The organism is Polymorphobacter sp. PAMC 29334, from assembly GCF_019431245.1.
Classification (GTDB): Bacteria; Pseudomonadota; Alphaproteobacteria; order Sphingomonadales; family Sphingomonadaceae; genus Polymorphobacter_B; species Polymorphobacter_B megasporae.
This window is the reverse complement of record NZ_CP080243.1, coordinates 973845-991258: the sequence shown is the minus strand read 5'-3', so window position 1 is coordinate 991258 and position 17414 is coordinate 973845. Positions and strand designations below refer to the sequence as shown.

The 17414-nt window shown below is 64.1% G+C and carries 14 protein-coding genes and 2 pseudogenes; 11 read left to right on the top strand and 5 right to left on the bottom strand.

Annotated features, from left to right (window positions below):
• Window positions 1–7: 7 nt before the first annotated feature.
• Together KZX46_RS08560 and KZX46_RS08555 are read right to left on the bottom strand one after the other, a co-directional pair.
• Window positions 8–1006 carry an alpha/beta fold hydrolase gene (locus tag KZX46_RS08560; RefSeq protein WP_219776244.1) on the bottom strand — a complete coding sequence of 333 codons (999 nt, stop codon included), beginning with the start codon at window positions 1004–1006 and terminating at the stop codon, window positions 8–10.
• 70 nt (window positions 1007–1076) lie between these two features.
• Window positions 1077–1628 (bottom strand): carboxymuconolactone decarboxylase family protein, encoded by a 552-nt coding sequence (locus KZX46_RS08555; RefSeq protein ID WP_219776243.1) that lies wholly within the window; start codon window positions 1626–1628, stop codon window positions 1077–1079.
• 121 nt (window positions 1629–1749) lie between these two features.
• On the opposite strand from KZX46_RS08555, the pseudogene KZX46_RS08550 reads away from it, so the two are divergent.
• From KZX46_RS08550 to KZX46_RS08535, 4 genes and pseudogenes are all read left to right on the top strand, one after another.
• Window positions 1750–2514, top strand: a pseudogene (locus tag KZX46_RS08550) (LysR family transcriptional regulator); the annotation flags it as partial.
• An 8-nt stretch (window positions 2515–2522) separates the two neighbouring features.
• Window positions 2523–2630, top strand: a pseudogene (locus tag KZX46_RS23480) (hypothetical protein); the annotation flags it as partial.
• A gap of 39 nt (window positions 2631–2669) precedes the next feature.
• Window positions 2670–4352: a hypothetical protein gene (locus tag KZX46_RS08540; protein WP_219776240.1), complete on the top strand. Its 1683-nt coding sequence runs from the start codon at window positions 2670–2672 to the stop codon at window positions 4350–4352.
• 31 nt (window positions 4353–4383) lie between these two features.
• Window positions 4384–4932, top strand: coding sequence for an OmpH family outer membrane protein (locus KZX46_RS08535; protein ID WP_219776239.1), 549 nt, complete (start codon window positions 4384–4386; stop codon window positions 4930–4932).
• Between the two features lie 14 nt (window positions 4933–4946).
• On the opposite strand, the gene ppc is transcribed toward KZX46_RS08535, so the two are convergent.
• Window positions 4947–7637: a phosphoenolpyruvate carboxylase gene (ppc, locus tag KZX46_RS08530; RefSeq protein ID WP_219776238.1), complete on the bottom strand. Its 2691-nt coding sequence runs from the start codon at window positions 7635–7637 to the stop codon at window positions 4947–4949.
• A 98-nt stretch (window positions 7638–7735) separates the two neighbouring features.
• Between ppc and KZX46_RS08525 the strand changes: the two genes are divergently transcribed.
• From KZX46_RS08525 to fghA, 3 genes are read left to right on the top strand one after another with little or no spacing between them, the layout of a single operon-like run.
• Complete coding sequence (locus KZX46_RS08525) at window positions 7736–8845, top strand: S-(hydroxymethyl)glutathione dehydrogenase/class III alcohol dehydrogenase (RefSeq protein WP_219776237.1); 1110 nt, start codon at window positions 7736–7738, stop codon at window positions 8843–8845.
• An 18-nt stretch (window positions 8846–8863) separates the two neighbouring features.
• Entirely contained in the window at window positions 8864–9247 is a 384-nt protein-coding gene (locus KZX46_RS08520; protein WP_219776236.1) for a VOC family protein, read from the top strand.
• On the top strand, window positions 9247–10083 hold the full coding sequence (gene fghA / locus KZX46_RS08515; protein WP_219776235.1) for an S-formylglutathione hydrolase: 837 nt from the start codon (window positions 9247–9249) through the stop codon (window positions 10081–10083). The genes KZX46_RS08520 and fghA overlap by 1 nt, the downstream gene beginning before the upstream one ends.
• Window positions 10084–10492: 409 nt before the next feature.
• Here the strand turns inward: fghA and cysN are convergent, their stop codons facing one another.
• On the bottom strand, window positions 10493–12439 hold the full coding sequence (gene cysN, locus KZX46_RS08510; protein ID WP_219776234.1) for a sulfate adenylyltransferase subunit CysN: 1947 nt from the start codon (window positions 12437–12439) through the stop codon (window positions 10493–10495).
• Window positions 12439–13383, bottom strand: coding sequence for a sulfate adenylyltransferase subunit CysD (gene cysD / locus KZX46_RS08505; protein WP_219776917.1), 945 nt, complete (start codon window positions 13381–13383; stop codon window positions 12439–12441). The genes cysN and cysD overlap by 1 nt, the downstream gene beginning before the upstream one ends.
• A gap of 395 nt (window positions 13384–13778) precedes the next feature.
• On the opposite strand from cysD, the gene KZX46_RS08500 reads away from it, so the two are divergent.
• The 4 genes from KZX46_RS08500 (at window position 13779) to KZX46_RS08485 (ending at window position 17411) form a co-directional block, all read left to right on the top strand.
• Complete coding sequence (locus KZX46_RS08500) at window positions 13779–14045, top strand: hypothetical protein (protein WP_219776233.1); 267 nt, start codon at window positions 13779–13781, stop codon at window positions 14043–14045.
• A gap of 269 nt (window positions 14046–14314) precedes the next feature.
• A complete protein-coding gene (locus tag KZX46_RS08495) occupies window positions 14315–15172 on the top strand; it encodes a Wzz/FepE/Etk N-terminal domain-containing protein (protein ID WP_219776232.1) in 858 nt (285 codons plus the stop codon).
• Window positions 15173–15233: 61 nt separating this feature from the next.
• Complete coding sequence (locus tag KZX46_RS08490; protein WP_219776231.1) at window positions 15234–16286, top strand: EpsG family protein; 1053 nt, start codon at window positions 15234–15236, stop codon at window positions 16284–16286.
• 33 nt (window positions 16287–16319) lie between these two features.
• Window positions 16320–17411 carry a glycosyltransferase family 1 protein gene (locus tag KZX46_RS08485; RefSeq protein WP_219776230.1) on the top strand — a complete coding sequence of 364 codons (1092 nt, stop codon included), beginning with the start codon at window positions 16320–16322 and terminating at the stop codon, window positions 17409–17411.
• Window positions 17412–17414: the final 3 nt, after the last annotated feature.

Below are 17414 nucleotides of genomic sequence, written 5' to 3'. Positions count from 1 at the left end.
GGGTCGGCTACTTCTTCGGCTTCACGTGCGCATCGTAGAAGCTCAGGATATGGCTCGCGATGAAGGGCAGATTGTCCTCGGTGGCGAAGTGCCCGGCATTGAGCCGGTAAAACTCTGCCTTGGGCAGGTCCTTCAGGTACGATTCACCGCCTTCAGGAGTGAAGAACGGGTCATGCTGGCCCCAGAAGATCAGCGTCTTCGGCTGCTTGTCCCGCAGGAACTTCTGCCACGTCGGGTAAAGCGCGACATTGTTCCGATAGTCGTAGAACAGGTCGAGCTGGATCCGCAGGTTCTTGGGCCCGGCGACCGAGGCCGCGTCGGTCTCGTAGCTCTCCGGGGCGATCAGCTCGGGATGACTCGAGCCGCCGAGATAGACCGTGTTCTTGATCGCATCGAGCGTGTTGAACCCGGCAAGCGGTGCCTCGGTGGCCGCAGTGCGGTTGACCCAAAGGGCCTTGCGGAAGCCGTCCCACGCCGGCGAAAGGCCGTTTTCATACGCGTTGGTGTTCTGGATGATCAGCCAGTCGAGCGCCTTGGGATTGCGGCCGACAATCCGGAAGCCGACCGGGCCGCCATAGTCCTGCACAAACAGGCCGTAATGGTCGAAACCCTTGGCCGCGAGGAACTTCTCGACCGTCACCGAAATCGCGTCGAACGAATAATGGTACGTCGCCGGATCGGGATGCGCGCTGTTGCCGAAGCCCTGATAGTCCGGGGCAATGACGTGGAACCGGCCCGCCAATGCCGGTATCAGATCGCGATACTGATGCGATGAGGAGGGCCAGCCATGGAGCAGCACGAGCTTTGGACTGCGCGGGTCACCCGCCTCGCGATAGGCGATGGTAAGGCCATCGACCTGGGTTGTGCCGTAGCGAACCTGGGTCGCGGCAACGGGGGTCGTGATGATCGTTGTGGGCGCAGCATACGCGGCAACCGACATGACGAGAGTCGAAACGGTAACGACAGCGCTCAAGGCGGCCGCCAGAAGGCGGGATTTACGGGTCATTGTCAGGTCCTTTGAAATTGGAGGGCTGCAAGCGGAGGCAGCAGATTGGTCGGGGCATCTGGCCAGTGGCTCAGGCGGCCTTGCGGACTTCGACAACGGGGAAGTCGATTTCGGTGCCGAAAATCTCGTTGACGTAGAAAGTCCAGGTGTTCAGCACGACGTGCTGGACGATCTCGAGCAACTGGGCATCGGTGTAGCCGGCGCGGCGCACCGCTGTGATGTCGGTCTCGCCAATGCGGCCACGCTGACGTGCCACCTTGGCGGCGAAGCGGACAGCGGCGTCGGCTTTGGGATCGTTCGACGCGCCGCTGCGGTTGGCGGTCATTTCCGCGTCGTCGAGGTTGGCGATGTGCTTGCCGATATACGTGTGCGCCGACAGGCAATAGGCACAGCCGTTCACTTCGGCGACTGCAAGCGCGATCCGCTCACGCGTCGGGGCGGCCAAGTCGCCTTTGCCGAGCGCGCCGAGCATGCCGAGGTGGGCCTCGAGCGCATGCGGGCTCGTTGAAATCAGCCGGAACATGTTCGGCACGATGCCGAATTGAGCATTGACGGCCTCAAGCAGCGGCTGCGACGTGATGGGTGCATCGGCGATCGTGGCGGGCGTCGGGATACGGGACATCGGAGCATTCCTTTTGGTCGCTGGCGGGCTGCAGCGCCCGGTGACAGTCGACTAAGCGCTTCCGATTTTGCGCAGTATCCGGTAATATCGACAGCCTTCCTTCCATGGATCGGGAGCATTAATGGACCGCCTCGATGCAATGGCCACGTTGATCGCCGCAATCGACGGTGGGAGCCTGTCGGCCGCATCCCGGAAGCTCGGCATGCCGCTCGCCACGGTCAGCCGGAAGGTGTCAGAGTTGGAGGCGCATCTGCGCACTCAGTTGGTGGTGCGAACCAGCCGCAAGCTGTTGCTGACCGAGGCCGGCCAGATCTATGTCGTCGCCAGCCGACGCATTCTCGATGAAGTCGAGGAGGCCGAGCGCGCGGCGTCGGGTGAATATCGTGCGCCGCAAGGCCATCTGACGATCACCGCGCCGATCATGTTCGGGCGGATGCACGTCGCGCCTGTCGTTCTTGCCTTCCTTCAGGCTTATCCCGAAATCGACGCGCGGCTGGTGCTCGCCGATCATGTCGTCAGTCTAATCGACGACCATGTCGATGTTGCGGTCCGGGTGGGCCCGTTGCCGGACAGCGCGATGGTGGCGACACGGCTCGGGGAAATCCGCCGGGTAACGTGTGCGAGCCCGGATTATCTCGCCGCTCGCGGGACACCCGAAACGCTGGCCGCGCTGGCCGGCCACGACTGCGTCATGTTCGAAGGCCTGTATGCCAATACTGTCTAGAGCTTCGGACGCGGCAAACAGGCCGTAACCGTGCCGGTCCGCTCGCGCTTTGCGGTCAACACGGCCGATGCTGCCATCGCCGCCGCGGTCGCCGGTACCGGTATCACGCGCGTTCTGTCCTATCAGGTCGCCGAGGCGGTAGCCGACGGCAAGCTCCTGCTGTTGTTGCAATCATTCGAACCGGAGCCACTGCCGGTCCATCTTGTTTATCCCGCCCAATTGGCACGAGCAACGTCGTCAACGGCGTCGGCGCGCTCGCCTTCGGAAATCGTAATCAGGTAACCGGTGACGGTTCGCTTGCCTTCGGTTCGGACATCGTGACCGGCGGTGCCAACACACTGGCGGTCGGTAACAACACCACGACGATGGGCGATCGTGCGTCGGCGTTCGGTAATCTTGCCAGCGCGGACGGCCAGCAGAGCACGGCGGCGGGCTATGCAGCTACGGCCGATGGACCCTTCAGTGTGGCGGTGGGCACAAGTTCCACCGCGAGCGCGTACGCTTCGACGGCACTCGGACAAGGTGCCATTGCTTCGGGCGCCGGTTCGGTCGCGCTTGGCACAGGAGCACAGGCAACGCAGCGAGGCAGTGTCGCGCTTGGTGGCGCTTCGGCGACTCTTCGCGGTGCTGCTGCGGGCTACTCGGCATTCGGCCTCGCCCCGTCACAAGACTCTGTCGGCGAAATTGCCATCGCCCAGTCACTCCCCTTTACCGATCCAGTGACCGGACTTCCGGCGGTTTTAGGCAATCGCCAGATTACCGGGGTGGCAGCGGGCAGTGCCGATACCGACGCGGTCAACGTCTCCCAGCTCCGCGGCGTGTCCAACTCGCTCGGCAGCGTCTTTGCCACCAGCCTCGGCGGCGGCGCATTTTATAATCCCGCCAACGGGGCCCTTACCGGCCCGGCCTATGTGATCAACGGAGCGAGCTACACGTCGGTCGGCGACGCGCTCGCCGCGGTCAGCGGGGCCAACGCTGCGACGGCCAATGCGGCCGTCCTGTACGACACCGCGGCCAAAGATGTCGTGACACTCGGCGGTGCAGCTGGAACGACGGTCCGCAACGTTGCGCCCGCCACGCTCGCGGCAACGTCGACCGACGCCGTCAACGGCAGCCAGCTGTTCGCCACCAACCAGCAGGTCGGCGCGAACACCGCTGCGATCACGACGCTCAGCAACAACATCGCTGGGTCGACGATCAGCCCGGTGCAATACTCGAACGCCGCGACGCCGACGGTCTCCAACGGAGGCGTCGTCACCAACGATGTCACGCTCGTCGGCAGCAACGCTGCGCTTCCGGTGGCGGTGCACAACGTCGCTGCGGGGACGCTCGCGGCGGGCTCGACCGACGCGGCCAACGGCGCGCAGCTCTACTCGACCAACGCGCATGTCGCCGGCGACACGGCAGCACTTGGCGGCGGCGCGGCCTTCAACCCCGCGACCGGCACCTACACGGCTCCCACCTACACCGTGCAGGGAGCCGCGGTGAACACCGTCGGCGGGGCGGTCGCGGCACTCGATAGCGCGGTCAGCCGGGCGCTCGTGGTGACGGCGAATACCGTCGGCTACGACGATGCCTCGCATGCCAGCCTGACCCTCAACTCGGGCGGTGCCGCGACGACCATCCATAATGTCGCGGCGGGTGTCGCTTCCGGAGACGCAGTCAACGTCGGCCAGCTCCAGGCGGCGTCGAACGCGACGCTGGCGTCGGCAGAGGGCTACACCGACCTGAAGATCGCGGGGCTCAACTACGACCTCCGCCGTCGCATGGATGCAACGGGTGCGAAGAGTGCCGCACTTGCCGGGGTACCCCAGTCGATCAATCCCGGCTCGGGCTTCATCGGTGCCTCGATCGGCGGACAGGGTAGCGAAGTCGCCTTCGCGATGGGTGTGTCGAAGGTGTTCGACGGGGCGCATCTCCCGGTCGTCAAGGCGGCGATCTCGGTCGACGCTCGCGGCTACAGTCCCAGCTACAACGTCGGTGCCGGCATCCACTTCTAGCACTGCACCGCAGCACGGACATCGACTGTCGATGAAGATCGCGCTCCAACTGGCCTTGCTGGCGACCTTAACGGTCGCCAGCAAAGTCGTTGCCGAAACACCGGCCGCGGTGCCTCCCGGGTTTTGCCTGTTTTCGCGAGGCACTGCGATCGCCTCCTCGCGCGCTGGCAATTCGGCGATCCATCAGCTGGATGAGCTTCAGAAGACTGCGGCCGCCTCGCTGGCGCGGCAGGAAGCGATGCTCAAACTTGAAGACCAGACGCTTGCGGGACAGCGCTCCAAGCTGTCCGCGACCGACTATCAGATTCGCCTGACCGAGCTCGAGATCCGGGTGCAGGACGTTGCCACCGCCAGGAGCCTCCACGACGAACAGGTTGCCCGGACCCGCGTCGCGGCTCAGGCGGCGATCGACGCCACGCTTGACCCGATCGTCGAAGCCTTGTTCCGCGAGAAACACTGCGCGGTCGTCATGGAGCGCAACAGCGCATATTTCTACGCCAACAACATAGATTTGACCGCCGAAGCGAGTCGCCGTCTCGACGCGGCTCTGACCGGCCGCAGCGCCGAAGCCCGGCGCTAACGGCAATGACGGCGCTACCCGCTGTTACGCAAGCCGGCGGCAATGCCGTTGATCGTCAGGTGGATCCCCTCGGCGATGCGCGGATCGTCTTCACCCGCGCGGCGTCGCCGGATCAGCTCGATTTGTAGTTCGTTCAGCGGATCGATGTACGGCAGCCGCAGCCGGACCGAACGCGCAAGGGCGGGCTGGCGTTCGAGCAGATACGCCTCGCCGGTGAGGTCGAGGAGCGCGTCGCGGGTCTGGGTCCAGCCACCCTCGATCCGCCCGAATACTTTCGCCCGCAGCGCCGCATCGGGGACCAGCGCAGCGTAGCGGCCGGCGACCCCCATGTTCGATTTCGCCAGCACCATCTCGAGGTTCGACAGCGTCGCGGCGAGGAACGGCCATGCCGCGACCATCTCGGCGAGCAACCCGCGGTCGGCGAACCCGGCGAACGCATGGCCCGCGCCGTACCATCCCGGCAGCATGATCCGCGCCTGCGCCCAGCTGAACACCCACGGGATCGCGCGCAGGTCCTCGATCCGGTCGGACTTGGTCCGCGATGCCGGGCGCGAGCCGATGTTGAGCTCGGCGATCTCGGTGATCGGCGTGGCGGCGCGGAAGAAGGTGTTGAAGCCAGGCGTGCCGTAGACGAGGTCGCGATATTCGGCGTTCGCGGCGGCGCTGATCGATGCCATCGCCGAACGGAAGCGCGCGAAGTCGGCGGGTGCCAGCTTCGGGGGTTCGAGGCTGGCGAGGACGGTGGCGGCGGTCATCGTCTCGAGGCTCGCCTCGGCGGCGGCAGGCGTCCCGTATTTCGATGCGATGACCTCGCCCTGCTCGGTAATGCGGATGCGCCCGGCGACGGTGCCCGCCGGTTGGGCGCGGATCGCGGCGAAGGCGGGACCGCCGCCGCGACCGACCGCACCGCCGCGCCCGTGGAACAGCTGCATCCGCAAATTGCGCGCGGCAAACACCGCGGCAAGCTCGAGCGCGCCTTCGTGGAGCGACCAGTTCGACGTCAAATAGCCGCCGTCCTTGTTCGAGTCCGAATAGCCGATCATCACTTCCTGATAGCCGCGCGCGGCAGCAAGCGCGGCGGCCTTCGGGCGATCGAGATAGTCGGCCATGACCTGCGGCGCGGCTTCGAGGTCGGGAATCGTCTCGAACAGCGGTACTGCCATGATCGGGCAGTGCGGCGGATCGCCGGGGATGTAGAGCCCGGCCTCCTTGAGCAGGACATAGACTTCGAGCAGGTTGGCGACGCCGCTGGTCTTCGACACGATGTACGCGCGGATGACGTCGGGGCCGAACGCGGCGTGCGCGGCGGCGGCGGCGCGGGCGACCGCAAGCTCGCTCAGCGTCTCGTCGCCGTAAGTGGCAAACGGGTTGAACAGCATTCGCGGGCTGGCGAGTTCGGTACCGAGGACGGCGACGCGCGCATCATCGTCCATCGCCTCATAGTCACCGGGAACGCCCGCGACCCGGAGCAATTCGGCGACGACGCGTGCGTGGACATCGGCGTTCTGGCGGAGGTCGAGCGTCGCCAAGTGAAAGCCGAAGATGCCGACCGCGCGCACCAGCCGGTCGAGCCGCCCGGCGGCAAGCGCCTCGCCGCCGTGCGCGGTCAATGATCCGGTGATTGTCGCGAGGTCGGCGAGCAGGTCGGCGGCGCGCAGGTAGGCGATGGCGGGGACGATGCCCGGGCGGCGCGATGCATGTCCCGCCAGCGCGGCAAAGCTCTCCGCGGTGCGTGCATAGACCCCCGACAAGGCGCGGCGATACGGCTCGTCGGCGCGGCTCGCCGAGGTGTCGCCGCTGGCATCGGCGAGCGCGGCGAGTTCGGGCGTGACCACGACGTTCGCCGCCGACATCGACAGCTCGGCCCCGAGCGCATCGAGCTCGTCGAGATAATGGCCGATCACGACCTCGGCCGCCTTCGCCAGCGCGGTCTGGAGCGTCGCCGCATTGACGTTCGGGTTGCCGTCGCGGTCACCGCCGATCCAGCTGCCGGGGCGCAGGAACGGCGGCAGCGTCGTGCCGGTCGCCGCCTCCCAGCGCGCCTGCAGCCGCGGCAGCACCGTGATGAAGTTGCCGAGGTACGTCAGGACCGACGAGATCTCGTCGCCGACGACCGGGCGAACCGCGCGTAAGGGGCGCGTCTGCCACAGGATCGTGATCTGGCGGATCAGCTCGGCTTCGGTTTCGGTGTCGCAGAAGCCGTCGCTGCACGCTGCCATCAGGCTGTTGATCGCACGCTCGCGGTCGATCACGCTCTTGCGGCGGACCTCGGTCGGGTGCGCGGTCAGGACCGGCGCGATCAGCGCGCCATCGAGCAACGCCGCGACCGCCGCCCGGTCGATGCCCTGCCCGCGCAGCGTTTCGATCGCCCCCGCCAGCGTCGCCCCCGGCGCGGTTTCGGGTGACGACCGTCGGTCCTCGGCGAGGTTGCTCAGGATCGAGAACAGCAGGAAGCCGCGGACGAAACGCAGCGTGTCGCCAAGGTCGAGCCGGTCGAGCCGCGCGCCGAGGTCGGCCGCCGCCGCCGCGTCGCCGTCGCGGTGGGTGACGACCGAGGCGGCGCGGATGCCCTCGATCGCATCGAACACCGCCGCGCCCTCCTGTTCGCGGATGACGTCGCCGAGGAGCCGCCCAAGATAGCGGAGGTCGGCACGTCCGGCGTCAGCAGTTAAAGCGGGGGCAACGGGTGCGGCGGACTGGTTCATCGCGCCAGTCAACCCGCATCGTCGCGGCCTGTCGAGCAGCGATTGCTGCGACGCACCGTATTGCTTATGCGGTGGCGCAAGCGAGATCGGAAACAACGATGAAGACACGGGCAGCAGTAGCGTTTGCGGCGAAAACCCCGCTCGAAATCGTCGAACTCGACCTTGAAGGACCGCGCGCCGGCGAAGTGCTCGTCGAGATCATGGCGACCGGCATCTGCCACACCGACGCCTACACGCTCGACGGCCTCGATTCGGAGGGGCTGTTCCCGAGCGTCCTCGGCCACGAAGGCGCGGGCATCGTCCGCGAGGTCGGGCCGGGCGTCACCTCGGTCGCAGTCGGCGACCATGTCATCCCGCTCTACACCCCCGAATGCCGCCAGTGTAAGTCGTGCCTCAGCGGCAAGACCAACCTGTGCACCGCGATCCGCGCGACGCAGGGCAGGGGGCTGATGCCCGACGGGACCAGCCGGTTCAGCTACAAGGGCCAGCCCGTCTTCCATTACATGGGCTGCTCGACCTTCTCGAACTTCACCGTCCTGCCCGAGATCGCGGTGGCGAAGATCCGCACCGACGCGCCGTTCAAGACCGCATGCTACATCGGCTGCGGCGTCACGACCGGGGTCGGCGCGGTGGTCAACACCGCCAAGGTCGCGCCGGGCGATACCGTCATCGTCTTCGGCCTCGGCGGCATCGGCCTCAACGTCATCCAGGGCGCGCGGCTGGCGGGTGCGGGGCAGATTGTCGGTGTCGACATCAACCCGGCGAAGGAGGATTGGGGCCGCCGCTTCGGCATGACCCACTTCGTCAACCCGAACGAGATCGACGACGACGTCGTCGGGCATCTGGTCGCGCTAACCGACGGCGGCGCCGACTATACCTTCGATTGTACCGGCAACACGACGGTGATGCGGCAGGCGCTCGAGGCGTGCCATCGCGGCTGGGGCACGAGCATCATCATCGGCGTCGCCGAGAGCGGCAAGGAGATTTCGACCCGCCCGTTCCAGCTTGTCACCGGGCGCAACTGGCGCGGGACCGCGTTTGGCGGGGCGAAGGGCCGGACCGACGTGCCCAAGATCGTCGACTGGTATATGAACGGGCGAATCGAGATCGACCCGATGATCACCCACGTCCTGACGCTCGACGAGATCAACAAGGGCTTCGAGCTGATGCATAGCGGCGAAAGTATCCGCAGCGTAGTCGTCTACTAAACCAAGGGGAGACAGAAGATGTTCAGTCACATGATGGTCGGCAGCAATGACATCGACCGGTCGAAGACGTTCTACGATGCGCTGTTCGGCGCGGTCGGCGGCAAGCCCGCGATCACCGATGAACACGGCCGGCTGATCTACATGCACAACGGCGGCATCTACATCATCACCAAGCCGATCAACGGCGAACCCGCTCACCACGCCAACGGCGGCACGGTCGGCTTCGCGATGAGTGGCCCCGAGCAGGCCGATGCATGGCACGCGGCGGGCGTCGCCAATGGCGGCACCGCATGCGAGAATCCTCCGGGCGTCCGCACCGGCGGCATGGGCTCGCTCTACCTCGCCTATCTGCGCGATCTCGACGGCAACAAGCTGTGCGCGCTGCACCGCATGCCCGCCTAATGCCATTCGAGACGCTCAGCGAAGTCCGCGCACACGGCGGCATCCAGGGCGTCTACCGCCACGATAGCACCGCGACGGGTACGCCGATGACCGTCGCGGTGTTCGTGCCGCAGCACGAACCGGGCACCCGCCTGCCGGTATTGTGGTATCTGTCCGGACTGACCTGCACCCACGCCAACGTCATGGACAAGGGCGAATATCGCGCGGCGTGCGCCGAACACGGCATCATCTTAATCGCCCCCGACACGTCGCCGCGCGGTGAGGCTGTCCCCGACGATGCAGCGTACGACTTCGGCCAGGGCGCGGGCTTCTACGTCGACGCCACCGAAGCGCCGTGGGCGGCGAACTTCCGCATGCGCACGTACATCGAGGACGAGCTGCCCGCGCTGATCGCTGCGGACTTCCCCGTCGACATCGACCGGCAGGGAATCACCGGCCACTCGATGGGCGGCCACGGCGCGCTGACGATCGGTCTCCGCAACCCCGACCGCTTCCGCAGCGTGTCGGCGTTCGCGCCGATCGTCGCGCCGATGCAGGTGCCGTGGGGCGAGAAGGCGCTCGGTGGTTATCTCGGACCCGACCGCGCGGCGTGGCGCGAATACGACGCCTGCGCGCTGATCGCCGACGGCGCGCGAGTCGCCGAGATGCTCGTCGACCAGGGCGACGCCGATAATTTCCTCACCGGCCAGTTGCGACCCGAATTGCTCGCTGAAGCGTGCAGCGCGGCGGGGATCGACCTGACCCTGCGTATGCAGCCCGGCTACGACCACAGCTATGGCTTTATCTCGACCTTCATGGCCGATCATATCGCGTGGCACGCTGCCCGACTGGGGTAACTAGTTGCAAAGACGGGGGATATCTCCTCTCGCTGACTCGGCTGAGTCCCCTGAATTGAAACCAGCGAAGCGGTTCGCGGTGGTGAAAGGTCACACGAAGTTCACGGAATGCGACATCGATTTGCGTTCTGACTTTGGCCCTTTTGAATACGCTCTACTGCCTCCCCTCCCCGTCAGGGGAGGGGCGAGAGACGGCGCACTTGCGCCGGCCCGGGGGTGGGGCTGTTCCAGCCTGAGGTGTTCGGGGTGACTCCCCCACCCCCGGCCCCTCCCCTAAAGGGGAAGGGAGCAGGAAGAGGGAGCGACCTCGCGACCAACAATGAGAAAGAACACGACACCGGCCTGACGGAACCCGACTCGAAGCCGGAGGCGTACCCCCTGCCCGCCCCTGTAGGACAGCGAAAATCGCTTAAGCAGTCCCGCCGCGCGCCAGCACCCCAACCAGCATCTCGACCGCCTCCTCGGGCGTCATCGCCGACGTGTCGATGCGGATCTCCGGCTGCTCGGGAGCCTCGTACGGGCTGTCGACCCCGGTGAAATGCTTGAGCTCACCCGCGCGGGCCTTTTTGTACAAGCCCTTGACGTCGCGGCGCTCGGCCTCCGCCAGCGCGGTGTCGACGAACACCTCGACGAACTCGCCCTCGCCGAACATCGCGCGCGCCATCGCCCGCTCGGCGCGGAACGGCGAGATGAACGACACCAGCACGACCAGCCCCGCGTCGACCATCAGCCGTGCGACCTCGGCCACCCGGCGGATGTTCTCGACCCGGTCTGGGTCGGTGAAGCCGAGGTCGCGGTTGAGGCCGTGGCGGACGTTGTCGCCGTCGAGCGTGTAGGTGAAGCGCCCTTCGGCATAGAGACGCTTTTCGAGCAGGTTGGCGATCGTCGACTTGCCCGCCCCCGACAGCCCGGTGAACCACAGGACGCGCGGACGCTGGCCGGTCAGCGCGGCGCGCGCGGCCTTGTTCACGTCCATCGCCTGCCAGTGGATGTTGTGGGCACGGCGCAGCGCGAAACGGATCATCCCTGCGCCGACGGTGGCGTTGGTGATCCGGTCGATCAGGATGAAGCCGCCCATGTCGGGGCTCTGCTCATACGCATCGAACGGGACGGTCCGGTCGAGGCTGATGTTGACGACCGCGATCGTATTGAGGTCGAGCTGCTTCACTGCGAGATGATCGAGCGTGTTGACGTTGATCGCGTATTTGAGCTCGGTCACCTGCGCCGAAACCAGCCGCGTGCCGATCTTGAGCCAGTACGGCCGCCCGGCCAACAGCGGCGCGTCGTCCATCCACACCAAGGTCGCCTCAAACTGGTCGGCGACCTCGGGCGGGGCGGCGGCGGTGGCGATGACGTCGCCGCGCGAACAGTCGATCTCGTCGGCGAAGGTCAGCGTCACCGACTGGCCCGCGACCGCGCGCGGCAGGTCGCCGTCGAGCGTGACGATCCGCGCGACGGTACTCGTCGCTCCCGACGGCAGCACCCGGATCGCGTCACCCGGCGCGACCGACCCGGCGACGATCTGCCCGGCGAAGCCACGGAAATCGAGGTTCGGGCGGTTGACCCACTGGACCGGCAGCCGCAGCGGTCCCGCCGCCAGCCGCTCGGCGTCGATGTCGACGTTTTCGAGATGCTCGATCAGGACCGGCCCGTCGTACCACGGCGTCAGCACGCTACGGCTCGCGATATTGTCGCCCGCGAGGCCCGAGATCGGGATCGCGGTGAAAACGTCGATGCCGATCTGGGCGGCGAAGGCGCGATAATCGGCGACGATGCCGTCGAACACCGCCTCGTCATAGCCAACAAGGTCCATCTTGTTCACCGCCAGCACGACGTGGCGGATGTTCATCAGGCGGACGAGAAAGCTGTGCCGTCGGGTCTGCGTCAGCACGCCCTTGCGCGTATCGATCAGGATCACCGCAAGGTCGGCGGTCGACGCGCCGGTGACCATGTTGCGGGTATATTGCTCGTGCCCCGGCGTGTCGGCGACGATGAACTTGCGCCGGTCGGTCGCGAAGAAGCGGTAGGCGACGTCGATCGTTATGCCCTGCTCGCGTTCGGCGGCGAGACCGTCGACAAGCAGCGCGAAATCGATGTTCTGCCCCTGCGTCCCAACGCGCTTCGAATCGGCTTCGAGCTGCGCGAGCTGATCGTCGAAGATCATTTTCGAATCGTACAGCAGCCGCCCGATCAGCGTCGACTTGCCATCGTCTACCGAGCCGCAGGTGATGAAGCGCAGCAGCGACTTATGCCGGTGCTGGTCGAGATACGCGTCGATGTCCTCGGCGATCAGCGCCTGCGCGCGATACGAGGGATCGATCACGGCGGCGTCGATCGCGTCGACTGGGGCGGCCATCAGAAATACCCCTCCTGCTTCTTGCGTTCCATCGACGCGTTCTGGTCATGGTCGATCGCCCGCCCCTGCCGCTCCGACGTGGTCGTCAGCAGCATCTCCTGGATCACCTCGGGGAGCGTCGCGGCGGTGCTCTCGACCGCTCCGGTCAGCGGGTAGCAGCCGAGCGTGCGGAAGCGGATCGACCGCTCGACCGGCACCTCGCCGGGCCGAAGGCGGAAGCGATCGTCGTCGACCATCACGATCATGCCGTCGCGTTCGACCGTCGGCCGCATCGCCGCGAGATACAGCGGCACGATCGGGATGTTCTCGAGGTGGATATATTGCCAGACGTCGAGCTCGGTCCAGTTCGAGATCGGGAAGACGCGGATGCTCTCGCCCTTGTTCTTGCGCGCATTATACAGCCGCCATAGCTCAGGACGCTGCTGCTTCGGGTCCCAGACATGGTTCGCCGAGCGGAACGAGAAGATCCGCTCCTTCGCCCGGCTCTTCTCCTCGTCGCGCCGCGCCCCGCCGAACGCTGCGTCGAAGCCGTATTTGTCGAGCGCCTGCTTGAGCCCCTGCGTCTTCCACAGGTCGGTATGCAGCGCCGAGCCATGATCGAACGGGTTGATGCCGCGTGCAAGGGCATCGGGGTTCTGGTGGACGATCAGCTCGAATCCATAATCGCGCGCGATCCGATCGCGCAGCGCGTACATCGCCTGGAATTTCCACGTCGTATCGACGTGGAGCAACGGAAACGGCGGCGGCGACGGGTAGAACGCCTTGCGCGCAAGATGCAGCATCACCGCCGAATCCTTGCCGACCGAATACAGCATCACCGGCCGCTCGGTCTCGGCAACGACCTCACGCATGATCTGGATCGACTCCGCCTCGAGCCGCTGGAGATGGGTCAACGCCGCCGCCCCCCCCTCAACCGCCTCGGCCCCATCACGTGCATCCGCAATCTTCGCAACCGCCACATCGTTTCCCTCGCTCCGCGCGACGAGGAAGACGTACGCGATTTGCCGCGTCGGTGTCGAAGTAGCTGTTCTAGTGGCGGAGAAAGCTGGCGAATGGGAGGGGAGGGCATGCCGTGGCGGAGAGGGTGTTTGTCGAGCGCTTTGTTATAAGGGCATGATTATTGGTGACTACATATTAGATCTCCTGACATGATACCCCCCGAATATTTCCCGAGGACGACCGACTGCATTTCTCTTGAAGCTGTTCACACGGTGCGGGCCAAGGAGGTTTGTGTTCGGCCTGTGTAGAGTGCGCTCCGGCATCCCGGCATATCCGCTCAATTGATCATTGCCTAAATACTTTCTGCATCATCAATTTGCGTGAAATCAGGATTTGCAAATTGTCTGCTAAGCTGATGATGCTCAGGTCAACATCCATTATACCGTGGCAGACGGAGGTGATAAGTCATGAGCTCAAGCGCCGTTCCCCAGAAAAACACGGGCGCGAACAATTTAAAAAAGAGTTAGTCGACACACTCGCGCCGCGACTTGTGCATAAAAGGCCTGTCGTTTTTGCGTACCCACACGCCCGGCACGGCATCGACATTCAATGGCCGACCGCTTTCGCCGTGATCCAGTTCCACAATGCGATTGAAGTCAGCCGTTGAGAGGAGAGAAACGCAGAGGGGGCGGATGCAACTCTCTGATGCTGTCGGGATCCATCTCTACCGATAGTTGAAGCGCTCGCACGAATGCGCGCTGAAGGTAGCGTGGCCTCAAATGCGTGCAAGCATACCCAGTAGGCCGCCCCCCCCAAATCGTGTCTAAGCCACATCCGGGTCTCAGCGGACTGCTGCTTTGCGCGTGGAATGTTCTGCTATATGACTGTCAGCGCGCAGCGGATATCCGAATAGCGATAAGGGCGTCGAAAACCAGAATGAGTGAACAAATTCCGGTGCAACCGCCGATCGCTTCGCTGGTTAATTTTTTTCACGCTGTCCGTCGCGGATGGTGGATCATCCTTATTTTCACCGTTGCAGGTACCGCAGTGGCGCTCGGGGTCGCTTATATTCTGCCTGTGACATACCGCGCCGACGTGTTGCTACAACCGGCGGATGACGAGACGCCAAAGGCATTGGGCGGCTTAGCGGCTCAATTTGGTGTCGGACTTCCGAACGATTCGAAGGCGGCCGAAGCTCAGGCCATTCTCGAATCGAAAGAATTTACGATTGAGTTCATCCAACGGGGCAACCTGATGCCCCTGCTGTTCGATAATATCTGGGATCCGGCAAAGCAGCGATGGATGGTCACGGATCCACGTAAAATCCCTACTCCGCTAGACGGTTATCGCAAGTTTCGCGACTCGATACGGCAGGTAACCCGCGACCGAACCACTGGTCAGGTGCTTCTGGCGATCGAGTGGAAGGACGGGGAGCATGCTGCCGCGTGGGCTAACGCGATGGTTGCGCAATTAAATGAGACCGTTCGGCAGCGAGCACTTCGCGAGGCCAACGAGAGTTTGCGATATCTCCGAGTTGCTTATGGGGACACAACTTTAACCGATGTGCGTACAGCGGTTTTGTCGCTGATGGCGAGCGAGCTCAACAAGGCGATGCTTGCGAACGTCCGTACCGACTATGCGTTTCGCGTGCTCGATCCGGCCATCGTTCCCAATCGCCGGGAAAAACCAAATCGAGTGTTGATCGCCGCCGCTGGTCTCGCGATTGGACTCGCTTTGGGTGTGATCATTGCACTGCTCGTGGATGCCAATCGGCGCCCGCTCTTACGCGACTGACCGACCGCCTCCCGTGGAACCCTATGTAGCCGTCTTCTGCCTGCTAACGGCATTGGCCATAGTGGAAATCTATGTTGACGATCCGGCCCTCAAGCCTAGCTTGGGACTGGCCTGCATCGTCATACTAACGCTATTTTCCGGCTTGCGCTGGGAGACGGCAAACGATTGGGGTAATTATCTCGAGTTCTTCCGCTTTACCCGTTCGGTCGATTACAATCCGTTCGATTTCGAAGTAGGATTCCGTGCTCTCGTCGTAGCGTGCCGCTGGGTCGGGCTGGGCTATACCGGTTTCCTGCTCGTATCGGCGCTGATCAGCAACGCCGCGTTCGTCTATATATTCGCACGACTTGGCCCGGTGGCTGTGCTCTCGGTCATGTATTTCTGTAGCTACTATTTGGGCTATATCGGTACACAGCGGCAGACGCTCGCCGGAGCATTCGCCGGGCTTGCTCTGCTAGCGTTCTTCGACGGGAAGCGGGTCAGGGCGGTAGCGCTCGTAGCGGTAGCAAGCCTCTTTCACAGCAGCGCCGTCGTCTGTCTCCTCGGCCTCGTCGTGCCACGCCGAAGTTTACCACTTCGGGTGCTAGCTGCCGCCGGCGTTGTAATCGGCGGTCTCGCGTTGGCAGCAGGTCCAATCGTTTCTCGGCTTCTGGAAGGAGCGGGTCTAGGCGGTCCAGTTTTTGGGAAACTGCTCTCTTATGTAGTCAAGGATGGTGGTTTAGCCCCACCAATTGACAACATTTTCTTAGGAGCGATCAAGCGGGCAATGCTCGGCTGCCTCTTTGCCGTGGCCTGCCGAGATCGATTTGCATCTCTTAGCAACTATATATTGAACTTATACCTTCTTTCAGTCGCATTGTTTTTTATGTTTTTGGCAATTATTCCGTTGCTTGCTCTTCGTATTGGATTGTATTTTACCTTTTTCGAGAATTATTTGATCTACGTTACAATTGTTCGGCTAGCACAAAGATATTGGCGTGAGGCGACGACTGCCTCATTGGTACTGCTAAGCTCTTTGCGGCTCTATTGGAGCATCACTGGTTACGAATCGGCATTGTTCGTGCCTTATAAATCTATTTTTAGCTATCAGGATCATAGTCGCTTCGCCTATTGACCCAGCGCCTTACAACCAGATTCGGGAATGATTTTGAAGACGATTGCGATCGATGCTGCCGCCTTGGCACCGCGCCGGACCGGCATCGGCAACTACCTTGTCAATCTTGTCAAAGGGTTGCTCGAAATTGCCGATGGCGTGCACTTCGTTTTTTACTCCAATGCGCCGGTCCTGGTCGACGACCTCCCGGGCGTGGTCGTGCGCGTATCACAGCCGGTCGGCCGCCGCGGCCCATATTGGCAGAACACTCAACTCGGGCCGGCGCTGATCGCGGATCGGCCGGCGGTGTTCTGGGGCGTGAATGGTTTGCTGCCGATCGTCCGGCCGCGGACGATGCGGACCGTCGTCACCGTGATGGACCTCGTCTATCACTTCGCCGGCGAAACTACGCCGCCGATCAGCCGCCTGTCGCGCCGTCTGCTTCAACCCTATGCTGTACGCGCTGCCGACCGGATCACGACGATCTCGGATGCGACCGCGGCGGACGTCCTCGCTGTCTATGGACGATCGTGCGATGCCGTTATCCGCCCTGTCGTCAATCAGGCCTATGGTCCGTCGGCGGCGGCCGATCGCGCGCGGGTTATAGCCAAGCACAATTTGCCGCGCGATTATCTCCTGACGCTCGGGACGCTCGAACCGCGCAAGAATTTGGTCGAGCTCGTCCGGGCCATACTTCTTTTAGCTGGACGGAACATCACGCTGCCGCCGCTGGTGATCGCCGGCGGACGCGGCTGGAGCGACGGAGCGCTGACCCGCGCCATCGAGGAAGGGGAGGCCGCCGGTGTCGTCCGCCGTCTCGGCTTCGTAGACGATGCCGATATGCCGGGCCTTTACGCCGGTGCCTGCCTGTTTCTGCTCGCCTCGCGCTACGAGGGGTTCGGCATGCCGGTCGTCGAGGCGCAACTCTGTGGAATTCCAGTGGCGGTATCCGACATCCCGTCGCTGCGCGAGTCGAGCGGAGGCTATGCGATCTTCTTTGCGCCTACCGCGGAGGGGATCGCCGACTGCCTCGCCGGTATCTTTGCCGGAACGACGGCGACGGTTTCGCGACCGCTCGCCACGATCGACAACGACCCAAACGACGCTGCACGTCGGATGTGGTCTGTTATCCAGCCGTTGCTATAATCG

Bases quoted from the DNA above. Each gene is read 5' to 3' on its own strand.
- KZX46_RS08560 (WP_219776244.1), bottom strand. From the start codon at position 1,006: ATGACCCGTAAATCCCGCCTTCTGGCGGCCGCCTTGAGCGCTGTCGTT.
- KZX46_RS08525 (WP_219776237.1), top strand. From the start codon at position 7,736: ATGAAGACACGGGCAGCAGTAGCGTTTGCGGCGAAAACCCCGCTCGAA.
- KZX46_RS08520 (WP_219776236.1), top strand. From the start codon at position 8,864: ATGTTCAGTCACATGATGGTCGGCAGCAATGACATCGACCGGTCGAAG.
- ppc (WP_219776238.1), bottom strand. From the start codon at position 7,637: ATGAACCAGTCCGCCGCACCCGTTGCCCCCGCTTTAACTGCTGACGCC.
- KZX46_RS08555 (WP_219776243.1), bottom strand. From the start codon at position 1,628: ATGTCCCGTATCCCGACGCCCGCCACGATCGCCGATGCACCCATCACG.
- KZX46_RS08495 (WP_219776232.1), top strand. From the start codon at position 14,315: ATGAGTGAACAAATTCCGGTGCAACCGCCGATCGCTTCGCTGGTTAAT.
- fghA (WP_219776235.1), top strand. From the start codon at position 9,247: ATGCCATTCGAGACGCTCAGCGAAGTCCGCGCACACGGCGGCATCCAG.
- KZX46_RS08535 (WP_219776239.1), top strand. From the start codon at position 4,384: ATGAAGATCGCGCTCCAACTGGCCTTGCTGGCGACCTTAACGGTCGCC.
- cysN (WP_219776234.1), bottom strand. From the start codon at position 12,439: ATGGCCGCCCCAGTCGACGCGATCGACGCCGCCGTGATCGATCCCTCG.